General features: G+C 49.4%; 15 protein-coding genes. 9 read left to right on the top strand and 6 right to left on the bottom strand.

The window, feature by feature from the left end; all coding sequences use genetic code 11:
* Position 1: 1 nt before the first annotated feature.
* On the bottom strand, positions 2-2,314 hold the full coding sequence (gene pbpC, locus Q4A89_RS04050; protein ID WP_303183974.1) for a penicillin-binding protein 1C: 2,313 nt from the start codon (positions 2,312-2,314) through the stop codon (positions 2-4).
* Entirely contained in the window at positions 2,311-7,911 is a 5,601-nt protein-coding gene (locus tag Q4A89_RS04045; RefSeq protein WP_303183973.1) for an alpha-2-macroglobulin, read from the bottom strand. Before Q4A89_RS04045 ends, pbpC begins: the two co-directional genes overlap by 4 nt.
* A 335-nt stretch (positions 7,912-8,246) precedes the next feature.
* Between Q4A89_RS04045 and pyrE the strand changes: the two genes are divergently transcribed.
* The 7 genes from pyrE (at position 8,247) to Q4A89_RS04010 (ending at position 14,172) form a co-directional block, all read left to right on the top strand.
* Complete coding sequence (gene pyrE, locus Q4A89_RS04040) at positions 8,247-8,885, top strand: orotate phosphoribosyltransferase (protein ID WP_303183972.1); 639 nt, start codon at positions 8,247-8,249, stop codon at positions 8,883-8,885.
* Between the two features lie 18 nt (positions 8,886-8,903).
* Positions 8,904-9,338, top strand: a complete 435-nt coding sequence (locus Q4A89_RS04035) for an SRPBCC family protein (protein ID WP_303183971.1) — start codon at positions 8,904-8,906, stop codon at positions 9,336-9,338.
* 5 nt (positions 9,339-9,343) lie between these two features.
* Complete coding sequence (gene argH, locus Q4A89_RS04030; RefSeq protein WP_303183970.1) at positions 9,344-10,681, top strand: argininosuccinate lyase; 1,338 nt, start codon at positions 9,344-9,346, stop codon at positions 10,679-10,681.
* Entirely contained in the window at positions 10,678-11,145 is a 468-nt protein-coding gene (locus tag Q4A89_RS04025; protein WP_303183969.1) for a hypothetical protein, read from the top strand. Before argH ends, Q4A89_RS04025 begins: the two co-directional genes overlap by 4 nt.
* A gap of 161 nt (positions 11,146-11,306) precedes the next feature.
* Positions 11,307-12,353 (top strand): histidinol-phosphate transaminase, encoded by a 1,047-nt coding sequence (locus Q4A89_RS04020; RefSeq protein ID WP_303183968.1) that lies wholly within the window; start codon positions 11,307-11,309, stop codon positions 12,351-12,353.
* Positions 12,350-13,093 carry a phosphocholine cytidylyltransferase family protein gene (locus tag Q4A89_RS04015; protein WP_303183967.1) on the top strand — a complete coding sequence of 248 codons (744 nt, stop codon included), beginning with the start codon at positions 12,350-12,352 and terminating at the stop codon, positions 13,091-13,093. Before Q4A89_RS04020 ends, Q4A89_RS04015 begins: the two co-directional genes overlap by 4 nt.
* Before the next feature lie 17 nt (positions 13,094-13,110).
* Positions 13,111-14,172 (top strand): CDP-glycerol glycerophosphotransferase family protein, encoded by a 1,062-nt coding sequence (locus tag Q4A89_RS04010; protein WP_303183991.1) that lies wholly within the window; start codon positions 13,111-13,113, stop codon positions 14,170-14,172.
* Here the strand turns inward: Q4A89_RS04010 and Q4A89_RS04005 are convergent, their stop codons facing one another.
* Both Q4A89_RS04005 and Q4A89_RS04000 read right to left on the bottom strand, forming a co-directional pair.
* The gene (locus tag Q4A89_RS04005) at positions 14,173-14,808 is read right to left on the bottom strand and encodes a ribonuclease H family protein (RefSeq protein WP_303183966.1); all 636 of its coding nucleotides are present in this window, start codon (positions 14,806-14,808) and stop codon (positions 14,173-14,175) included. It lies immediately after the preceding gene.
* Positions 14,809-15,069, bottom strand: a complete 261-nt coding sequence (locus Q4A89_RS04000) for a hypothetical protein (RefSeq protein ID WP_303183965.1) — start codon at positions 15,067-15,069, stop codon at positions 14,809-14,811.
* Here Q4A89_RS04000 and Q4A89_RS03995 point away from each other — a divergent pair.
* Together Q4A89_RS03995 and cobU are read left to right on the top strand one after the other, a co-directional pair.
* Positions 15,044-16,165, top strand: a complete 1,122-nt coding sequence (locus Q4A89_RS03995) for a TlpA disulfide reductase family protein (protein WP_303183964.1) — start codon at positions 15,044-15,046, stop codon at positions 16,163-16,165. The genes Q4A89_RS04000 and Q4A89_RS03995 overlap by 26 nt on opposite strands.
* Before the next feature lie 24 nt (positions 16,166-16,189).
* The gene (cobU, locus tag Q4A89_RS03990) at positions 16,190-16,699 is read left to right on the top strand and encodes a bifunctional adenosylcobinamide kinase/adenosylcobinamide-phosphate guanylyltransferase (protein ID WP_303183963.1); all 510 of its coding nucleotides are present in this window, start codon (positions 16,190-16,192) and stop codon (positions 16,697-16,699) included.
* A 44-nt stretch (positions 16,700-16,743) separates the two neighbouring features.
* On the opposite strand, the gene Q4A89_RS03985 is transcribed toward cobU, so the two are convergent.
* Both Q4A89_RS03985 and Q4A89_RS03980 read right to left on the bottom strand, forming a co-directional pair.
* Positions 16,744-17,667: a TIGR01777 family oxidoreductase gene (locus tag Q4A89_RS03985; protein WP_303183962.1), complete on the bottom strand. Its 924-nt coding sequence runs from the start codon at positions 17,665-17,667 to the stop codon at positions 16,744-16,746.
* A 206-nt stretch (positions 17,668-17,873) separates the two neighbouring features.
* Positions 17,874-18,071 (bottom strand): hypothetical protein (locus Q4A89_RS03980; protein WP_303183961.1); only part of this gene is annotated, 198 nt, incomplete at its 5' end.

Below are 18,071 nucleotides of genomic sequence, written 5' to 3'. Positions count from 1 at the left end.
CTTACCCTTCAACCCAAATGCTTGCGGAGAGGGTGTGTCCCTGCTCATCGACGACAGTCATCGTATGTTGTCCGGGCTGAGGAGAGACGGAGATTTTATGGAAATCGCGAGTGGCCGTGAGGTATTCGCCGTCCAGATGCCAGAAAACGGTCGCTTCGCTGTTACTGTGCGCCAATTCGAACGTGAGGACTCCCCGGGTTCCGTCGAGCTGCTTGGGCAACGTCACACGGGTATAATAATTTTGCGGATAGATAAACTGCATCGGCTGCTCGGAATCACCTCCGCATCCGGCCAGAAAAGGCGGGAGCGGCTTATATTCGGGATGACGACGCCTGTAATACCATTCCCACGCAGGCGGCAAAACAAACCAGTTCTCCGGAATCGTCGTTCCGTTGTTCAGACAATGCTCATAGACGCGATAACGTCTGTCGGCACTCAGATTTACACGGATATGGTAAGGACACGCCACGGTTCTCTGTCCGTTCGGACAAATCACAACCGTTTCCGTTTCGTCACAAAAACGACCTTTCAAATGTCCCGACCGGCGGCACACTTCGGCCTCCACCAATACGCCTTCGGGACGAGCGAACCATTCGGACGAAGGCAAAATATTGAAAATATCGAACATCACCGGCCCGGCCGTACGCGCTCCAACCAGTTCGGGCCTACCCTCGCCCGAAGCATTGCCCACCCATACGCCCACGGCATAGCGGGGCGTCACCCCCACGGCCCACGCATCGCGAAAGCCATAACTCGTCCCCGTCTTCCAGGCGATAGGCTGTATTGAGGGGATCGTCCGCCAGTCGATATCTTCGGGGCGGTTCACCTCCTTGATGGCATCGAACGTCTGCCATACGGCTCCGGGTTGAAAGACTTCGGGCAGAGACAAGGCGGCTTCGTCGTCCAATATGCGGCACACTGTGCGTTCCTTCCCTTGCAGCGCCCGTGCCATATCGGCATAGACCGTAGTGACATCCCAAAGCGTGGCTTCGGCACCGCCCAGAATAAGCGAAAGACCGTAATGCGACGACGGGCGGGTCAAAGTCGTCAACCCTGCTTTTTTCAGGAAATCGTAGAACTTGGGCACGCCATAGCGACGCAGCAGCAGCACGGAAGGGATATTCAACGACCGGGCAATGACTTCGGACGCCGGTACAGCCCCGTCGAACTGCATGTTAAAATTCTGCGGAGCAAATCCGTTTACATTCATCGGCACATCGGGTAGCAACGTATGCGGGAGAATCTCTCCATCCTGCAAAGCCGCATAGTAAAGCAAAGGCTTGAGGATGCTGCCTGTACTGCGCGGTGCGCGGATCACATCGACCTGATTGCCGGACTTCGTGTCTTGAAAATGAACATTGCCGCAATAAGCCAGCACCCGATTAGTCCGCACATCGATCACCATCGCGGCCATGTTGCGGATATCGTGCCGGACGAACTCGGCATGCCAACGAGCCAATAGCCTTTCAAGCTGCAGTTGCAACCCTTTGTCGATCGTCGAAGTCACCTGCTGTCCTTGACGGCTTCCATAAACATACGTTACGAGATGCGGCGCAATTTGCGGCAACGGCAACGGTTCCGGCGGAAGCGCTTCGCTCAAGGCCAGCTCATAGTCGATTTCGTCGATGACGCCCTGGCGATAAAGCTGCTCCAAGAGTTTGTTTCGCTTTTTGATCAATGCCGGACGGTTTTTGGCCAAATGAATCATCGAAGGAGCATTAGGCAGCACGGCCAACGTCGCTGCCTCAGCCCAGGAGAGATGAGCGGACGAATGGCCGAAATAACGCCAAGATGCGGCATCAAGTCCCACGACATTTCCCCCGAAAGGGGCATGCGAAGCATAAAGAGCAAGGATTTTCGCTTTCGAATATCGACATTCGAGACGCGTAGCCAGTATCATCTCGATCAACTTTTCTCCGATCGTTCTCCGTTCTCCGCGCGAGAGGCGAATCGTCTGCATCGTCAGCGTACTGCCCCCACTCACCACCCGGCGGGCCTTGAGGTTCTGCAACAGCGCTCTCCCCGTCGCCAGCGGATTAACGCCCCAGTGTCGGTAATAATAACGATCTTCAAAAGCGATCAGGCACTTCGCGAACTTCTCCGGCACCGTATCGTTTACCGGAAAACGCCATTGTCCGTCGGCCGCGATCCGCGCACCCAGCAGCTCGCCATGGCGATCGGTCACCACCGTGGCATAAGGAGTATGAAACAAGGTACGGGGAAGACAGAAGAAATAGCAAACAAGCAAAAGAGCTATCCCGTATCGGATAGCCCTTTTGCGAAATAACGTTTTTTTCGTGCTCCGGTCGATCATCGTTCTACCGTGACACGTCCGGCACGCGTCCGCGCCTGTGCTCCCGCATTGTACATCGCTCCGCAATGCACGGCCGGCAACACGAACGTACCCGCATAAGACGCTTGCAACCGCACCTTAAACACTTTCGTCTCACCTTGTCTCAAATCGAAATAGGTCAACACCCCATCGTCTCGAATATCACGATAGATATAAGGCGCAGCCTTTTCCGTATCATCCTCTTCCGGATTGATCATACGCTCATTATACACCTCCCATCCGGACGGGATAAGCTGTGTCAAAGCAACATCCGTATAATCATGGATTCCACTGATATTCGACACCCGAATGACGGCCACAAAATCCGCGCCTTGCTTCAACCGTTGCACATCGACCGGCGTGCCTTTCAGATCGGTATACGTGACTGTCATACGCAAATTCTGCTCGATGGACGGCAGCGAATCGCGCAGAGGCTTCGTTTTCGAAACGAGACTCACGTACAACAATCCGTTGCCGTTGTTTTTGACGGTTGCCGCACCGGTCGTCGGACGTGTCGGGATATCTTTCTGGAAAACAGCACGAGCCGAATTGACCTTGGGTTGAGCCTTTCCGTTCAACGTCCAGTCGAACAGCAACGAACCGGATACCTTCTCCGCCAGACGTCCCATAGCCACCAACGAATAAGCGGTAGATTGCGTGGTGAACGATTGTTCACGTGAAAGGTTTGCTGAGACTTTCCGAGCCTGATCGAAAGCTTCCTTCTCCTTGCCCATCAGCACCATCGTCTCAAGTATCATCGCCATATCGCGCTCGGACGAACCAAACGTCGAGTTATTTAACGTATAGGGAGTAACTTCCGTTGAGACATTAAAGACAAGCTCGTTCGCCGCCTTCGTCTTACCGGACAAAGCATAAGCTGCAGCCAGACACCAGCGCGCTTGCAGTGACAAATCTTTCTGTTCCTTCAGCCGGTTCATCGCCCCCAGTTCCGGAGCACCGGCCAATGCCAATGTATAAAGACGGTAAGCCTGCGAGAAATCCGACTGATAATATGCATACCGACGACTTCCCCGTGCATTTGCCCGCCAATTCTGCGCGGCACTGCGCTGGTAGTTTTTCCATCGATTCAGCACACCCGAATTGACGTCATAGCCTTTCTCCTTAGCTAAAACAAGGAAGCTGCCGGCGTACGAGGTTACCCATTCATTTTCATACCCGTCGCCCGGCCAATACACAATGGCTCCATTCGGCAACTGACGACCGTACAGATTCAGAATCGCTTCGCGCACATTCTTTTTCACGGATTCGGTCTCTTTTTCTTCCATGTCCTTAAACTGAGCGATAAACAACAGCGGCAAAGCCCTCGAAGTAAGCTGCTCGGAACAATAATGCGGATAGTCATACAGATAATCGAACCGTCGACTGATATCGACCGAAGGAATACGGGAGACTTCAAGCTTCACCCAGTTCCCGTCAAAATCTCCATCCAAGGTGTAGGTAAAGTCAGCCGATTCTCCGGCATTAAGCAGTTTATTGTCGGTACGAATAATCGGCGGATTAGGATTCCGGACATCGATTTCAATCGTTTCTTTCGAGGTATGTCCATTGCCCGTGGCGGTTACCGTTACCCGTTCGATTCCCGTCGATGCGCCCGATTTCAAGGCAAAGTATACCATCTTGTCCCCGGGAGCAGCAAACGTCAGAGACTGACTTCCTCCGTTCGCGATTTTTAACTTACCCGTCGTTTCGACTTTGATCGATACGTTTTTCACCGTATTCTCCATGGCAAATACATTGACCGGCAAATAAATTTCTTCGTCCGTGCTGACTACACGAGGCAATGACGATAAGATCATCAACGGCGTACGCACCGGCACGGTCTTCTCCGCATTGCCGTAAGCGCCATCCTGCCCGGCAACGACCATCACCCGTACCGATCCGATATACGGCGGGAGCTTCAACTTATGGCTCTGCTCCTCTCCTTTTTTCAACGCAAACGGACCGATAAATTTCACGACCGGTTTGAAACGGTTGGCTTTCGAGTTCGCCGGCTTGGTATCTTCATCGCCGCCGATACTGAACAGTGAACCATACTTCCCTGCATAGGCGCCCATCACAAAGTCATACATATCCCAGGTACGTATTCCCAACGCCTCGCGCGCATAAAAGACATTCCACGGGTCAGGCGTCTTGAAGTTCGTCAGGTCAAGTAATCCGTCATCTACCACAGCCAGTGTATACGTCATGGCCTTACCGGATGTTTCTTTCACTTTGACGGTGAACTCCGTCTCGGGACGTAACACATCGGGCATCGTAATTTGCGGTGTAAGTTCCGAACCTTTATTCGTCACGAAAACCGGCAGCACGCCGTACATCCGGATAGGCAAATCATTGACGGTTTGCGCGTGAGGTTGCAACAGACTGACATGCACATAGACGTTCGGCGCCATCCGCTCCGTAATTTTAAACGTATATTTCGTATCACCGGACGAAGCCATATCGACCCACTGACGGCTTATGACCTCCGAGCCGTTCTCAATAGAAACCAACGCCCGGCCACCTGCCGACGCAGGAATAATCACCGTCGCTTCCTGGCCTGCTTCATACGAAGATTTATCCAGCGAGAATGCCAACATTTTAATCCCGTTCGGATCAGATTTATTCGAGCGTCCGCGCCACGAAGGCCAGTCGATATAAACGAGCCCGCCCGTCGCATGGCCGCTTTCACGATCTTTGACATACACCAGATAACGCCCCCACTCCGGATAGTCCACCCGGAAACCGATCCGCGCCTTGCCGCCCGAAGTGCTTAACGTTCCTGATGCAACAGGCGAAATTGAAGCGTTATTGAGGTACGAGACGAACGACTCGTCATCATGTTCCCACCACCAGCTCCAACCGACCTTGTAAATCTTATATTCCAGACCGGAACGATTCGTCGGCTGACCGTCCGCACTGAGCGTCACGACTTCGAACTGATGATCCACATCCGTCTCGATGTAATCTGTCTTGTCCTTCTCTCCGAAATGGATTCCTACATACGAGTCGAAAGGAGAGAAAGGAATCGTCTGCGTATAAATACTCGCATCACCCCCCGGTTCAAACACCCGGCATGTGATGTTGGCGCGCAACATGCCCGGCGCATCTTTAGCAGCCGGTAACAACATACGGAAGAGCGACTTGCCCTCTTCATTCAAAGTACCGGAATAAACATCGACCGTACTCGAAGAAAAGTCCGTAGCCGGATTATGGAAAATGTATTTTTCATACCCTTTGAATTGCGTCGTCGTTTTAGACAACGACAACTCGACCTTCGTCTTGAGATGTTTAGCAGTGGCACCGGTCAACCACGCCGATTGAATAGTTGCCTGAACAGGCGATGCCGAAGCCTTTAACTGTTTACCGGGCAATGTCAAATTAATTTTCAAACGATTGGGTTTCACGGTCTCAATACGTAATGACTTATGGAACGAAGTCCCACCAACCTTTATATAGGCATTCCAAAGCCCTGTCGGATCATCGGCTTTAGTCGGGATGGTAAATGTGTACAGTCCGTTCACCCCCTTTGCAGATACCTGTTTCTGATAAAACTGCCCGCGCGGATTATAAAGTTCGATCGACACCGGATGGTTGGCCGGAATCCGCTTCTCACGGTCTTCCAGCATAAACGAAACATGCAGGGTATCTCCCGGACGCCACACACCACGCTCACCGTACACAAAGCCTCTCAGCCCTTTTTGAACCTTCTTGCCGCCGACATCGAACCGACTCAACAGATTATCCTCTCCATCGACGAGACGGAGGTAGGTTTTTTGCTTATCTTCGGACGAAGCAACGAGTACGAACGGTTTGTTTTTCGCTTTAATCAGTGCAAATCCGTTTCCGTCCGTCCGGGCCTTTCCGACAGGTTGCAGCTGGAAGTTATAAGCCGTTACTTCAACATTCGACATCGGCTTTGTATCCAACAGATTCGAGACTGCGACCCATAGCGTATTGTTCGTATTACCTTTCACAATCACGCCCATATTCGAAGCCATCACATTCGTCGTTGCCTTACGGTCCGAGACCATATAATAACTCGGATGGCAGGGGTTATCCCGTTCGTCCCACTCGTAGATGTCCCAGTCTATGTCCGAATTATCATAATAATATGTTCGCGGCTGGTCCCATACGGCCTCGTCCTCTTCTGTCATCTCGCCGGCCTCAACACGTGTCAAAGCATTCGACGCTTGCAGATTACGTGCGACAGGCTCGTTTCCGCAGGGGTAAGCCGAATAATCCTGCTTAAACGAGAGTTCTACTCGGTAAATGGCTCCTGGCTCCTGCTTCATCACCCCACTGAGATCGATAAAATAGTTGTCCCAGTCGTGTATGTTCTTCGTCGGATCACTATCGAGACGCAGCATCTTCTTATATATCAGCCGCCCGGAACGTCTCAATTCCGAAGAGGACGATGCAGACAACGAATTATCCTGCAAGAACATCAGCACATTGCTTTCAAATATCCGGATCACTTTCAGGTCGACGGCATACAGATTAACCGCCCGGAAAGGCAGCACCAAATCTTTGGAATCGGGCATAATCGTCCCGGACGACAAAAATTCCACCTGCGGCTGCAGACTTTGTGAACTCATCTGGAGTGTAACAGACGAGGAGGTATTTAACGATTCATCAGAAACGTTCTTTAGCCCTTGATCGACATGAATATTAAGCGATCTGTTTTCGCTCTTCCGTTCGAAAAAGATTTTCACTTTATTATCCTCCACCTGAAACGTATACGAAGAGATCGGTTCCAGCGTAATCAATCCATTCAAATCCTGCGTATTGGAAACCGGTGAAGAAAAAGTCAGGCAAGCGCCATGCTCAGGCGTTTCAATCATCTCAGCCGATAGCAGCTTAAAGGCCGGAGTAAGTGCCGGAATCCGCACCAGCTCTTTTATTCGCTTATCGGAGTTGAAAGGTGCTCCATCCACGATAACCTCAAGATCGGTTTCTTGCTCTCTCTTGGCAATTTTTGAAATGATGAAATGAAACGTACGCGGATCACCGGTAGGTGTTATGACCGGAGAAAACGATTCGTTAGCCCTCATGGCCGTTATCATATCTTGTACAGTCGTGACGGACGGCGCTTCACTAAAACGGATCTTTCCCTGAACGGAAACCTGATTCATAGCGGACTCCACCACATCGATCGACGTAAATTTCAATATAAAGCTGCGTTCTTCGACACGGAACGAAAATTCAAATTCCGCCAGTTTCTTCTCCACTTTCATCACTTTACCCAGTGCAAAGGTGACATTGTAGAGTTCTCCGGGCTTCAATGCGCCGGAGTCGGGGATAAATTGGAGCGTTTTGTTGTTGGCCCAAAAAGTTTTTCCCTTTAACGACGGTGAGAAACGAAGAAGTTTCTCTTTCACTTCAGAACCTATCTCCACGATTTGCTGTTCTTCGGTCAGCTCAATGAAGATAGAGGCATCGGACGAGATAATCCCTCCGGTATATGCACTCACATAAGGAGCATATTCGGACGAAGGCACAATATCCCGATTTCTTTTACAAGACATGCAAGACAAGCCTGCGACGATTGCGACAATGGCAAGTGTAAGAAATTGTTTCATGGGTTCTTTCTATTTAAAATCATTATATTCTTGTTGTTTTTAGCTCATTTCCAAATATCAAAAGACAAAATCAAGTAGAAATCCGAATAAAAAATGCGGATTGGCCCGCCTCCATTTTCTACAATATTCATTAAAGTTATTAAAACGCAAATATATACTATTCTTCATACATATGCAAACAAAAGAAGATTTTTCCGCTACGGAAAAGTGAGGCAATACGGTGTACCCAACCATTTAGACGATTTCGTTCAGCAATCTGTTCAAAATAATTGTTCCGTAAATTATGTACATTCATTCTCTTTTTCTACTTTTGTCCCTTCGAATTTGGACATATTATGAAAGCATTAGAACGAATCGTAGCAGAAAAATTACTAAAGATCAAGGCCGTAAAATTACAGCCGGCCAATCCGTTCACATGGGCATCCGGATGGAAATCTCCCATTTATTGCGACAACAGGAAAACGCTCTCTTATCCCGCTATACGCACCTTCATCAAATTGGAACTGGCCCGTATCATTTCCGAAAAATACGAGGAGGTTGATGCCATCGCCGGTGTGGCTACGGGAGCAATTGCTCAGGGCGCTTTGGTGGCCGACCTGCTCGGCTTACCGTTCGTCTATATCCGTTCGGCACCGAAAGATCACGGACTGGAAAATCTGATCGAGGGAGAATTGAAACCCGGATCAAAAGTAGTTGTTGTAGAAGATCTTGTTTCGACAGGCGGAAGCAGTCTGAAAGCGGTTAATGCCGTACGCAACTTCGGATGCCAGGTTATCGGAATGGTAGCGATCTTCACCCACGGTTTCCCGATAGCGGAACAACAGTTCAAAGAGACGAAAGTATCGCTGACGACCCTTTCGAACTATGACGCCGTCATCGAAGAAGCCGTTAAAATCAATTACATTGACGAAACGGAAGTAGCCATCCTTCAAGAATGGCGCAAGGACCCTGCGAATTGGGACCCGGACGCTTAACATCATGTACATAAACGAATGACAGAATTTACGAGTCAAATCAGAACGATTCCGCATAACGACGGGCCCATCTTTTCGATGCTCTCCGATCTCTCCAATCTGGAGCGTGTCAAAGCCCGGATTCCGGAAGACAAAATCAAACGTTTCTCTTTCTCGAACGACCGTTGTTGCATCGAAGTAGATCCGGTAGGCAAGGTCGAGTTCCAAATCGTCGATCGCGAACCGAACAAAACGATCAAATTCGAGACGATTCAATCTCCGGTTCCTTTGTCCATGTGGATTCAGCTCAAACAAGTGGCAGAAAAAGACACGAAGATGAAGATGACCGTACGCGCCGAATTGAACCCTTTTATCAAAGCGGTGGTTTCGAAGGTGATGCAGGAGGCCGTCGACAAAATATCGGAAGTGATCGCTTCGCTTCCGTACGAATCGTCTGATAACAAAAACACCTGATGCTTATGCCCCGGAAACTTTGGGAGAAAAACGTACAAGTCGATCAGGAAGTAGAACGGTTTACGATCGGGAAAGATCGTGAGCTGGACGTTTATCTGGCTCCTTACGATATGCTCGGGTCGATGGCGCACATCACTATGCTCGAGTCGATCGGATTATTGACAAAAGACGAGCTCAAAAGTCTGCATGCGGAACTAAAAAACATGTATGCGGAAGCAGAGCAGGGGCATTTCGTGATCGAAGACGGCGTGGAGGATGTGCATTCGCAAGTAGAGCTTATGCTCACACGCAAGCTCGGCGACATCGGAAAAAAAATCCACAGCGGACGCTCCCGAAACGACCAGGTATTACTTGACTTGAAGCTGTTTACACGCGCCCGAATCCGAGAATTGGTCGGGCTCACCAGCGATTTATTCGAGGTGTTGATCGAGCAGAGTAACCGCTACAAAAACATCCTGATGCCGGGCTATACCCATCTGCAAATCGCGATGCCTTCCTCTTTCGGACTTTGGTTCGCAGCTTATGCCGAAAGTTTGGCCGACGATCTGCTGCTGATGCAGGCGGCATATAAGATATGTAATCGCAATCCGTTGGGCTCTGCGGCAGGATACGGCTCTTCGTTCCCGCTGAACCGCTCCATGACGACGGAGCTGTTGGGATTCGATTCGATGAACTATAACGTCGTTTACGCTCAAATGGGACGAGGCAAAATGGAACGCACGGTTGCCTATGCCGTAGCGGGAATAGCCGCAACCCTCTCGAAGCTGGCGATGGATGCCTGTCTCTTTAACAGCCAAAACTTCGGATTCATCCGATTACCCGACTCGTTCACGACCGGCTCCAGCATCATGCCTCACAAAAAGAACCCGGACGTCTTCGAGCTGACGCGCGCCAAATGCAATAAGCTTCAAGGGCTGCCCCAACAAATCGGACTCATCTGCAACAACCTGACATCTGGATACTTCCGCGATCTACAAATCATCAAAGAGCTTTTTCTTCCGTCGTTCGATGAATTGAACGATTGTCTCCGGATGGTCACCCTGATGATGCGCGAAATAAAGATTAACGAACAGATCTTGGACGACGCAAAATATTCGCTGCTTTTCAGCGTTGAAGAGGTAAACCGCCTGGTGATGGCCGGCATGCCTTTTCGGGATGCGTATAAAAAAGTAGGTATGGACATCGAAGCTGGAACGTTTACAGCCGACCCGACCATCCGTCATACGCACGAAGGCAGCATGGGGCATCTCTGCAATGAGCACATCGAACAAATGATGCAACAGACGATCGAAGGTTTTCAGTTCGAAAAGGTCGACCGGGCCGAAAAAGCATTACTGGCATGAAAAAGAAAATCTGTCTGATCTTATTCGTACTGTTCGGATGGCTGGCTTGTACGAAAGAGCATCCGATACTCAATTATCCGGTAGACTTATTGTTAGACACCCGGTATACCGACAAAAATATCCGCAGAGGAAATATCCTCGGATACCAGACTTATACAATCGAAGATATGCGGGAAAGACCCTTCGAAATAAGGGCGATCGGTTATGGCGGCGTATTGGCCGTACGCGGACTGGATGGAGAGTGTTACGCCTTCGACTTGGCCTGTCCGAACGAAAATGACCGCGCGACTCTTATTTCCGTCGATCAGGATCGTACTACGGCCACTTGTCCGAAATGCAAGACCGTTTATGATATAAGTGCCGCAACGGTTCCGGGTATTCCCATCAAAGGAGTCAGTAAATCTCAATTAAAAAAATACTCCGTTTACGAAAATGGCAGCAAAATCATCATACGAAACCATTAACCGACAAGCCGCAGAATTTGGCGGATTGTAAAATCGTTCGTTTATCCTTTCCAAAAGGCACATTTACGCATCGAATGCAGTATACCTTGTAACGAGACGAACGGCAGGGATGTGGCGTTTTTAAAAATATCATGTAAATTTGCCGCCAAATAAATTGGCGAATGGACACAAAAACGAATTTCCTCGACCGTAACGAATTTAATTTCGATCCGGCTCCCGAAGCAATAGAAGCCATTAAGAGCTTCGACGTAAAAAAACTGTGTTTTTATACCCGTATTTTCAACCAAGGGAAGAAAAGCATTTTTTCGGAGTATCTCTCGGCGACGTACGGCATCGATGAAGCACAGGTACTTATCGGTTACGGCGGCGAAGACATCCTGAAGCAAGTCGTACATTTTTTTCTTACCGAAGACGATCGGAAGACCATCCTGATCCCGAACTTCTCGTGGTGGTACTATAAATCCATCGCCGAAGAAGTAAACGGTCGCAGTATCATGTACCCCATCTACGAAGAAGGCGACACGTTTACTTATGCCTTGGACGAGTTGAGACAAACCATCGAACGTGAAAACCCGAAGATCGTACTGCTCGCTTCGCCCAACAATCCGACGGGCAATATGCTTACGCCGGAAGAGCTGAAAACGATCTGTTCATTTGTTCCCGCTTCATCGGTCGTATTGGTGGACGAATCATACGCCTCATTCGTAAGCCACGATAACAGCTATGTAAAAGCGTTGATCGAAGCTTTTCCGAACATCATTATTACACGTACCCTTTCCAAATTTTACGGACTCCCCGGCCTGCGTCTGGGCTTCGGATTTATGAGCCGGCAACTCGAACGATTCACCAGATACAGCACAAAGTACCTCGGATATAACCGCCTCTCGGAAGAAGTCGGTATCGCAGTACTGAAAGCAGAGGGTTACTACCGGAAAATCGCCGAGTCGATGAATGCCGACCGACGTCTCTACGAACAGGAGATCGGCCTTCTGCCCGGCTTCAAAGTCTACCGGTCGAATGCCAATTTCATCCTGATCAAGTATCCGCCGGCATTGAAAGCCGGCCTTCAGGAAGCCTTGGGCACAGCCGATTACAAAATCAAGTTTATGGACGAACCGGAACTCGATTCGCACGTGCGCATTACGATCGGAAGGCCCGAGCAGAATCGCACCGTAATCGACATCATTAAAAAAGTCGCTGCTGCATGAAAGCGTTGATTCTGGCAGCCGGCATGGCTTCGCGATTGCGTCCGCTGACCGACCATACCCCTAAATGTCTGCTTCGGATCGGGCAACAGTGTTTACTCGAACGTACTATCGGTGCATTGCAAGCCAACGGAATCGACGACGTGACGATCGTCACCGGCTATCTTGCCGAACAAATCGAGACGTTCGTCAATGAGCGATTTCCACAACTACGATGCACATTCATCCGGAACGAAAACTATGCCTCGACAAATAACATCTACTCCCTCTGGTTAGCTCGAGACGTGATGAGAGGTAGCGATTTTCTCCTTCTGGACAGCGATATCTTCTTTGCTCCGGAGCTGATCGCCGCTTTGCTCCAAAGCCCATCGGCCGACTGTCTGGCGCTCAACTGCCACCCGCTCGGCGAAGAAGAAATCAAAGTCATCGCCGATGCGAAGGGTAAAGTTGTTGAAATCAGTAAAACGTGCCGCATCGAAGCGGCTATCGGGGAATCGATCGGAATCGAAAAAATTTCATCGGCTTATGCACACGATCTGTTCGACGAACTCGACCGAATGATCGTGCATGAACATCTCGGACATGTCTTTTACGAACAAGCCTTCGAACGGCTGATCGCCAAAGGCAGAACATTTGATATCGTCGACACTACGGCGATCTTTTCGATGGAAATCGATACGGTCGACGACTTCCTTCTGGCGGAAAAAAATTATATGCTACTGAAACAAAAGCGATCCTCATGACGGATATACGAAAAGGACTGCGCGTCGTGCTGTTTTGCGAGCATCAGTACGCAATCAATATCCTGCAACCGATCGAGACAGAAATACGCAACAATCTGAATGGTTGCGGATACGAGGTGTTATGGTTTGTCGATCGACGCCACATCCCGGAGTTCCCGCTGAAGAACGATACCCGCTGGACGCATTCCATGCAGGAAGTCTACGATTTCTCGCCCGAGGTTATCTTTGTGCCCGGCAACATCGTACCTTATTATTTGCCCGGAGTCAAAGCCGAAATTTTTCACGGTTACGCGGCCGAGAAAAAAGACCATTGGATCATCCGTCGATATATCGACATTTATCTGACACAGGGGCCCTTCTTCACGCGGGGATTCGAGGCGCTGGCGCGTAAATACAAAGACTTCGAAGTCAAAGAGACGGGTTGGTCACGGCAGGACTGGATTCATCAAAACCTGCATACCTTCGACGAGGAGAAGCAACAATGGTTAGCCAAGCATAAGCGGGAGTATCTGGTACTTTACGCACCTACGTTTTCGCCGTCACTGACCTCCGTGCCGCATCTGCGCGAAGGACTGAAACAGCTGGCAAACCAACGCAACATTCTGCTCCTTCTCAAACTACATCCGCTGACGAAGCCCGAATGGGTGGCAAACTACCGGTCGTTGGCCGACGAGCATACGAACATCGTATGGATCAACGACCATAACATCACGAAATACCAACTGATGGCAGACGTGATGATCAGCGATACTTCATCAACCATATACGAATTCCTGTTACTCGATAAGCCGGTCATCACCTACAAAGCCGTCGCGAAAGACAAATTCTGGCTCGACATCGACCATGCCGACCTGCTGCCTGAAGCTTTCGATGAAGTACTCGACAGTCCTATGTTCAACGAGAAGCGCCGGTGGGTGATCGATAACTACGACCCGCATAACCACGGTAAGGTATGCCGCAATATGTTACTTGCCGTACACGATTATATCGACCGTCACGGGGTACCGCGTGAACGCAAACTGAACCTCTGGCGCAAATATAAAAGCATCAAAACCTTCGGAAAAATCGTACGCAAGTAACTATTTCCGTCCGAAGTCGGCAGGTATTTCACCCCACGCTGCCGTATCCCATTTCAGAATTTGTGTCGTGTAGGTATTTTCACGCAACCATTTCTCCGCTCGGCGAATCAGTTCGAAAATCGGGGCATTAGCCGCGTTCTGTTCTAACTTCGTCCGGCATTTTTTACGTTGTACCCATTGCATGGCATTACGACTGTCGGAATAGATGGGCATCACACAATTGCTTTTCTTGAACAGTGCCAGCCCATGTACCAGCGCCAGAAACTCGCCGATATTATTCGTCCCCTGCGGCATAGGCCCGATGTGAAAAACCTCCTGTCCCGTCTCGACATACACCCCCCGATATTCCATATCGCCGGGGTTTCCGCTGCAAGCAGCATCGACCGCAAGACTTTGCACGATATAGGGTATTTCGCCCTCTCGACGAAGGGACTTGGCAGACGATGCCGTATGCTTCCCGATATACTCGTAAGGCGATTGGCGCAGAGCTTCTTCGGCCTCAGCACGCGAAGCAAACGATTTGTACAACGCCCCGTCGAACCCTGCGGTCTGCAGTTTACACTCCGTCCAGTTCTCATAAATCCCGGGACAAACACCCCGCCATACCACATAATATTTCTGTTTCGACTTTCCCATTCACTTTTCCGTTTTGGTAGTTTCAGGCAAGCGGCAAAATGCCGATACCGCACCATCTCTTCCGGATTCTCCGCGCAAAAGTAAACATTTTTTTTCGTAGTGGCTAAGCGCCTTTCCCCCGCATGTTTGAAGAGCCTCTGCACAAGCACACAAAACCGCTTCTGTTATTTTTTGTTGTTTTTCTTTTATAATCTCAAAAAAAATAATTACCTTTGACACGAAATTTTCAGGAAACATGAATCTGAAAAAACTATTATTCATCGGATGTATCTTCTGTCTGTTCGCGGCATGTACAAAAAATGCAGCCTATCAGATAGATGTAAAGCTTTCCAATCTGGAAGCGCAAGACATCTATGCCGTATTCGAAGCTTTCGACAGCAAACACGTAGATACGATCGTCTGCCGACCGTCCGAAACCATCTCGATCATACGGCAGGAAGGAGCGTATACGACCCTCACCATTTATTTCGAAAATCATAAGGATTGGATCACCGTCTATCTCGAACCACATAAGAAAATTACCGTCAGCGGCGACGCGCTCTATCCGCAACTCGCTCAGATCAAAGGTACGCGCACCAACGAACTGCTGTCCGATTTCCGCAAGAAAGCGGCACCGTTGTTGAAGGAGAAGACCCAACTGTCGGGAGCTATCGATACGGCCGAACACAGCAGTACCGATCATGCCAGAGCCGAACATACACCTCGTCTGGCCAATATTGATCATGAGTTAACGACACAAGCCGAACATTTCATCCGCAAACATCCCGACGACGAGGCTTCGGCCGTTCTGATACAGGAATACTTCCTCGATCCCGAAAATCCGCTTCCCGCCGAGACACTGATTAACATTCTCGATGCGAAACTGAACGATTCGTATATCGTCAAGAACCTCAAGGCTTACTGTCAGAAAGCGAAACAGACGATCGTCGGAGCACAGGCTCCCGATTTCGAGATAATCAACATCTACGGAACTCCCTATACGCGGCATTCGTTTACCGGCAAGTATTGCGTGCTTGCTTTCACCGCTACGTGGTGCGACTTGTGCCAAATCGAAAACATGCTGCTGGACAAGATAGCCCAAGCCTCCCGTCCCGAATCACTCGATATCATGCTCATCAGTCTCGACGAAGACCCACAGAAGGTTCGCGATTTTATCAAAAGCCATACGATACGCTGGAATGTCTGTACCGACTCGGCCGGGCAAGCCATCCACCTGCTGGAGGCTTACAACATCCGTTCGCTGCCTCGTTGCTTCGTACTCGATAAGAACGGAACGATTGTGCTGAAAACGGACAATGGCATCGAGCTGAAACAAAGCCTCGAAGCGTTGGGAGCTATTCCCAAAGACGAGAAATAAATACAAAATAAGGCACTGCGAGCTATGAAACGAATTATTCTCATCACCGGCGGTCAGCGTTCGGGAAAAAGCAGTTACGCCGAACAGATGGCGCTGTCATGGTCTGAAAATCCGATTTATATGGCTACCGCGCGTGTATGGGACGACGAGTTCCGCCAACGTGTCGAACGACATCAGGCCTCACGCGGCACGCAATGGACGAATATCGAAGAAGAAAAAACATTGAGCCGGCATGATGTGACAGGACGCGTCGTGGTGATCGACTGTGTTACGCTGTGGTGTACGAATTTCTTCTTCGACCTCCATGCCGACGTACAGCAAGCCTTGCAAGCCGTCAAAGACGAATTCGACCGATTTACGGCACAAGACGCCACGTTCCTCTTCGTCACCAATGAAATCGGGCTGGGAGGCGTTTCCGAGCATGCTTTGCAACGCCAATTTACCGACCTCGAAGGATGGACGAATCAGTACATCGCAGCCCGTGCCGACGAAGTCGTTCTGATGATCAGCGGCATCCCGATAAAAATCAAATAAGAGAGAGACAGCCCGAGAAGCCGGAGATTCATCCCGAAAAGACGCTAAATTCGACTCTTTCTTAAAAGATTTTGCAAAGCCTTCTCTAATGTTTCATATTGAAAAAGATATCCTGAACGGATCATTTTCTCCGAAGACACTCTACTGCCTTCCAACAAGATCGAAGCCCGCTGTCCGAAAAGCATGTTGATCAGGCATCGCGGAACAGGAGGCAACCACAAAGGTCGGCCAAGTACGCGGGCAAGCGCTCTGTTAAAAGATCCGTTATTAACATGCTCCGGAGACACGGCATTGTAAACGCCTTGCATCGAAGAGTGACGCAGGATGTGCAAGATGATTCCGCACAAATCATCCACATGAATCCACGGCATATATTGTTTTTCATTTCCCAGCGAAGCACCGAGGTAATTTTTGACCGGGCGAATCATCTTGGCTAAAGCACCACCTTGTGCGGACAGTACCACCCCGATTCGTAAAACAACCGTCCGATCCGATACTCCTTGTACGGAAAATGCCTGAGCCGCTTGTTCCCAATCCTCGCATACCTCGCTCAGAAAATCGCGAGCTCCTTTTTTATCGTCTTCGGAAAAAACGCTTTCAGACGTTACCGTACCGTAAAATCCGACGGCTGAGGCCGAAATAAAAGATTTGATTCGAATATCGTACTTCTTCAACGCATCCAATATAAGCCTTGCCGAATCGACCCGACTCGATCGAATGGTATGCTTATACTGATCCGTCCACGGCTTATCTGCTATACCCGCACCGGCCAAATGAACGATATGTGACACCTCTTCAAAAGCCTCGGCGTCGATCCGTTTGCCGGCAATATCCCATTCATACTCATGATCGCTCCGTTTACAACGTGTTAAAAAGCGAACAGAATAACCTTCCTGTACAAGCTTCTCTCCCAATACGCGTGCAATCATTCCGTTTGCTCCCGTAATCAAAACGATTTCCTGTCGCATAACAAAGTCATAACAAGTTAATCGGCCGGATACCAAAAGCAACAAATACTATCAACCCATTTTGGTAATCCTAAAAGCCTGTGAGTCGCTCTACATGCACGCATACACCAATCCATACTTGTCGCTGCGTGCAGATGGATCGTATCTGTAGAATAGTAAAGAATCATGCTACTGTTGACCATACTTTTTTTCATTTCTGTTTTATTTTAACTGGATACCAAAATTACATTTTTTATTGATTCAAGAAAAGATACTGGCACAAGAATCATTTCATGATCAGGTAAAGCACTCAATCGAAGCAGGATGATCAATGATTGAAAAACTTTTATCGCACTACAATCAAATAAAAACATTCTTTCTCCCTCTATCGTAAGGAAACGATCCTTCATCTTAAGGAAGCATTC

This window comes from Tannerella sp. (assembly GCF_030528505.1).
GTDB lineage: Bacteria > Bacteroidota > Bacteroidia > Bacteroidales > Tannerellaceae > Tannerella.
This window is presented reverse-complemented; position numbering and strand designations above follow the sequence as displayed.

Excerpts from the sequence above, each read along its gene's own strand:
- pbpC (WP_303183974.1), bottom strand. The coding sequence starts at position 2,314 with ATGATCGACCGGAGCACGAAAAAAACGTTATTTCGCAAAAGGGCTATC.
- Q4A89_RS04045 (WP_303183973.1), bottom strand. The coding sequence starts at position 7,911 with ATGAAACAATTTCTTACACTTGCCATTGTCGCAATCGTCGCAGGCTTG.
- pyrE (WP_303183972.1), top strand. The coding sequence starts at position 8,247 with ATGAAAGCATTAGAACGAATCGTAGCAGAAAAATTACTAAAGATCAAG.
- Q4A89_RS04035 (WP_303183971.1), top strand. The coding sequence starts at position 8,904 with ATGACAGAATTTACGAGTCAAATCAGAACGATTCCGCATAACGACGGG.
- argH (WP_303183970.1), top strand. The coding sequence starts at position 9,344 with ATGCCCCGGAAACTTTGGGAGAAAAACGTACAAGTCGATCAGGAAGTA.
- Q4A89_RS04025 (WP_303183969.1), top strand. The coding sequence starts at position 10,678 with ATGAAAAAGAAAATCTGTCTGATCTTATTCGTACTGTTCGGATGGCTG.
- Q4A89_RS04020 (WP_303183968.1), top strand. The coding sequence starts at position 11,307 with ATGGACACAAAAACGAATTTCCTCGACCGTAACGAATTTAATTTCGAT.
- Q4A89_RS04015 (WP_303183967.1), top strand. The coding sequence starts at position 12,350 with ATGAAAGCGTTGATTCTGGCAGCCGGCATGGCTTCGCGATTGCGTCCG.
- Q4A89_RS04005 (WP_303183966.1), bottom strand. The coding sequence starts at position 14,808 with ATGGGAAAGTCGAAACAGAAATATTATGTGGTATGGCGGGGTGTTTGT.
- Q4A89_RS03995 (WP_303183964.1), top strand. The coding sequence starts at position 15,044 with ATGAATCTGAAAAAACTATTATTCATCGGATGTATCTTCTGTCTGTTC.
- Q4A89_RS04000 (WP_303183965.1), bottom strand. The coding sequence starts at position 15,069 with ATGAATAATAGTTTTTTCAGATTCATGTTTCCTGAAAATTTCGTGTCA.
- cobU (WP_303183963.1), top strand. The coding sequence starts at position 16,190 with ATGAAACGAATTATTCTCATCACCGGCGGTCAGCGTTCGGGAAAAAGC.
- Q4A89_RS03985 (WP_303183962.1), bottom strand. The coding sequence starts at position 17,667 with ATGCGACAGGAAATCGTTTTGATTACGGGAGCAAACGGAATGATTGCA.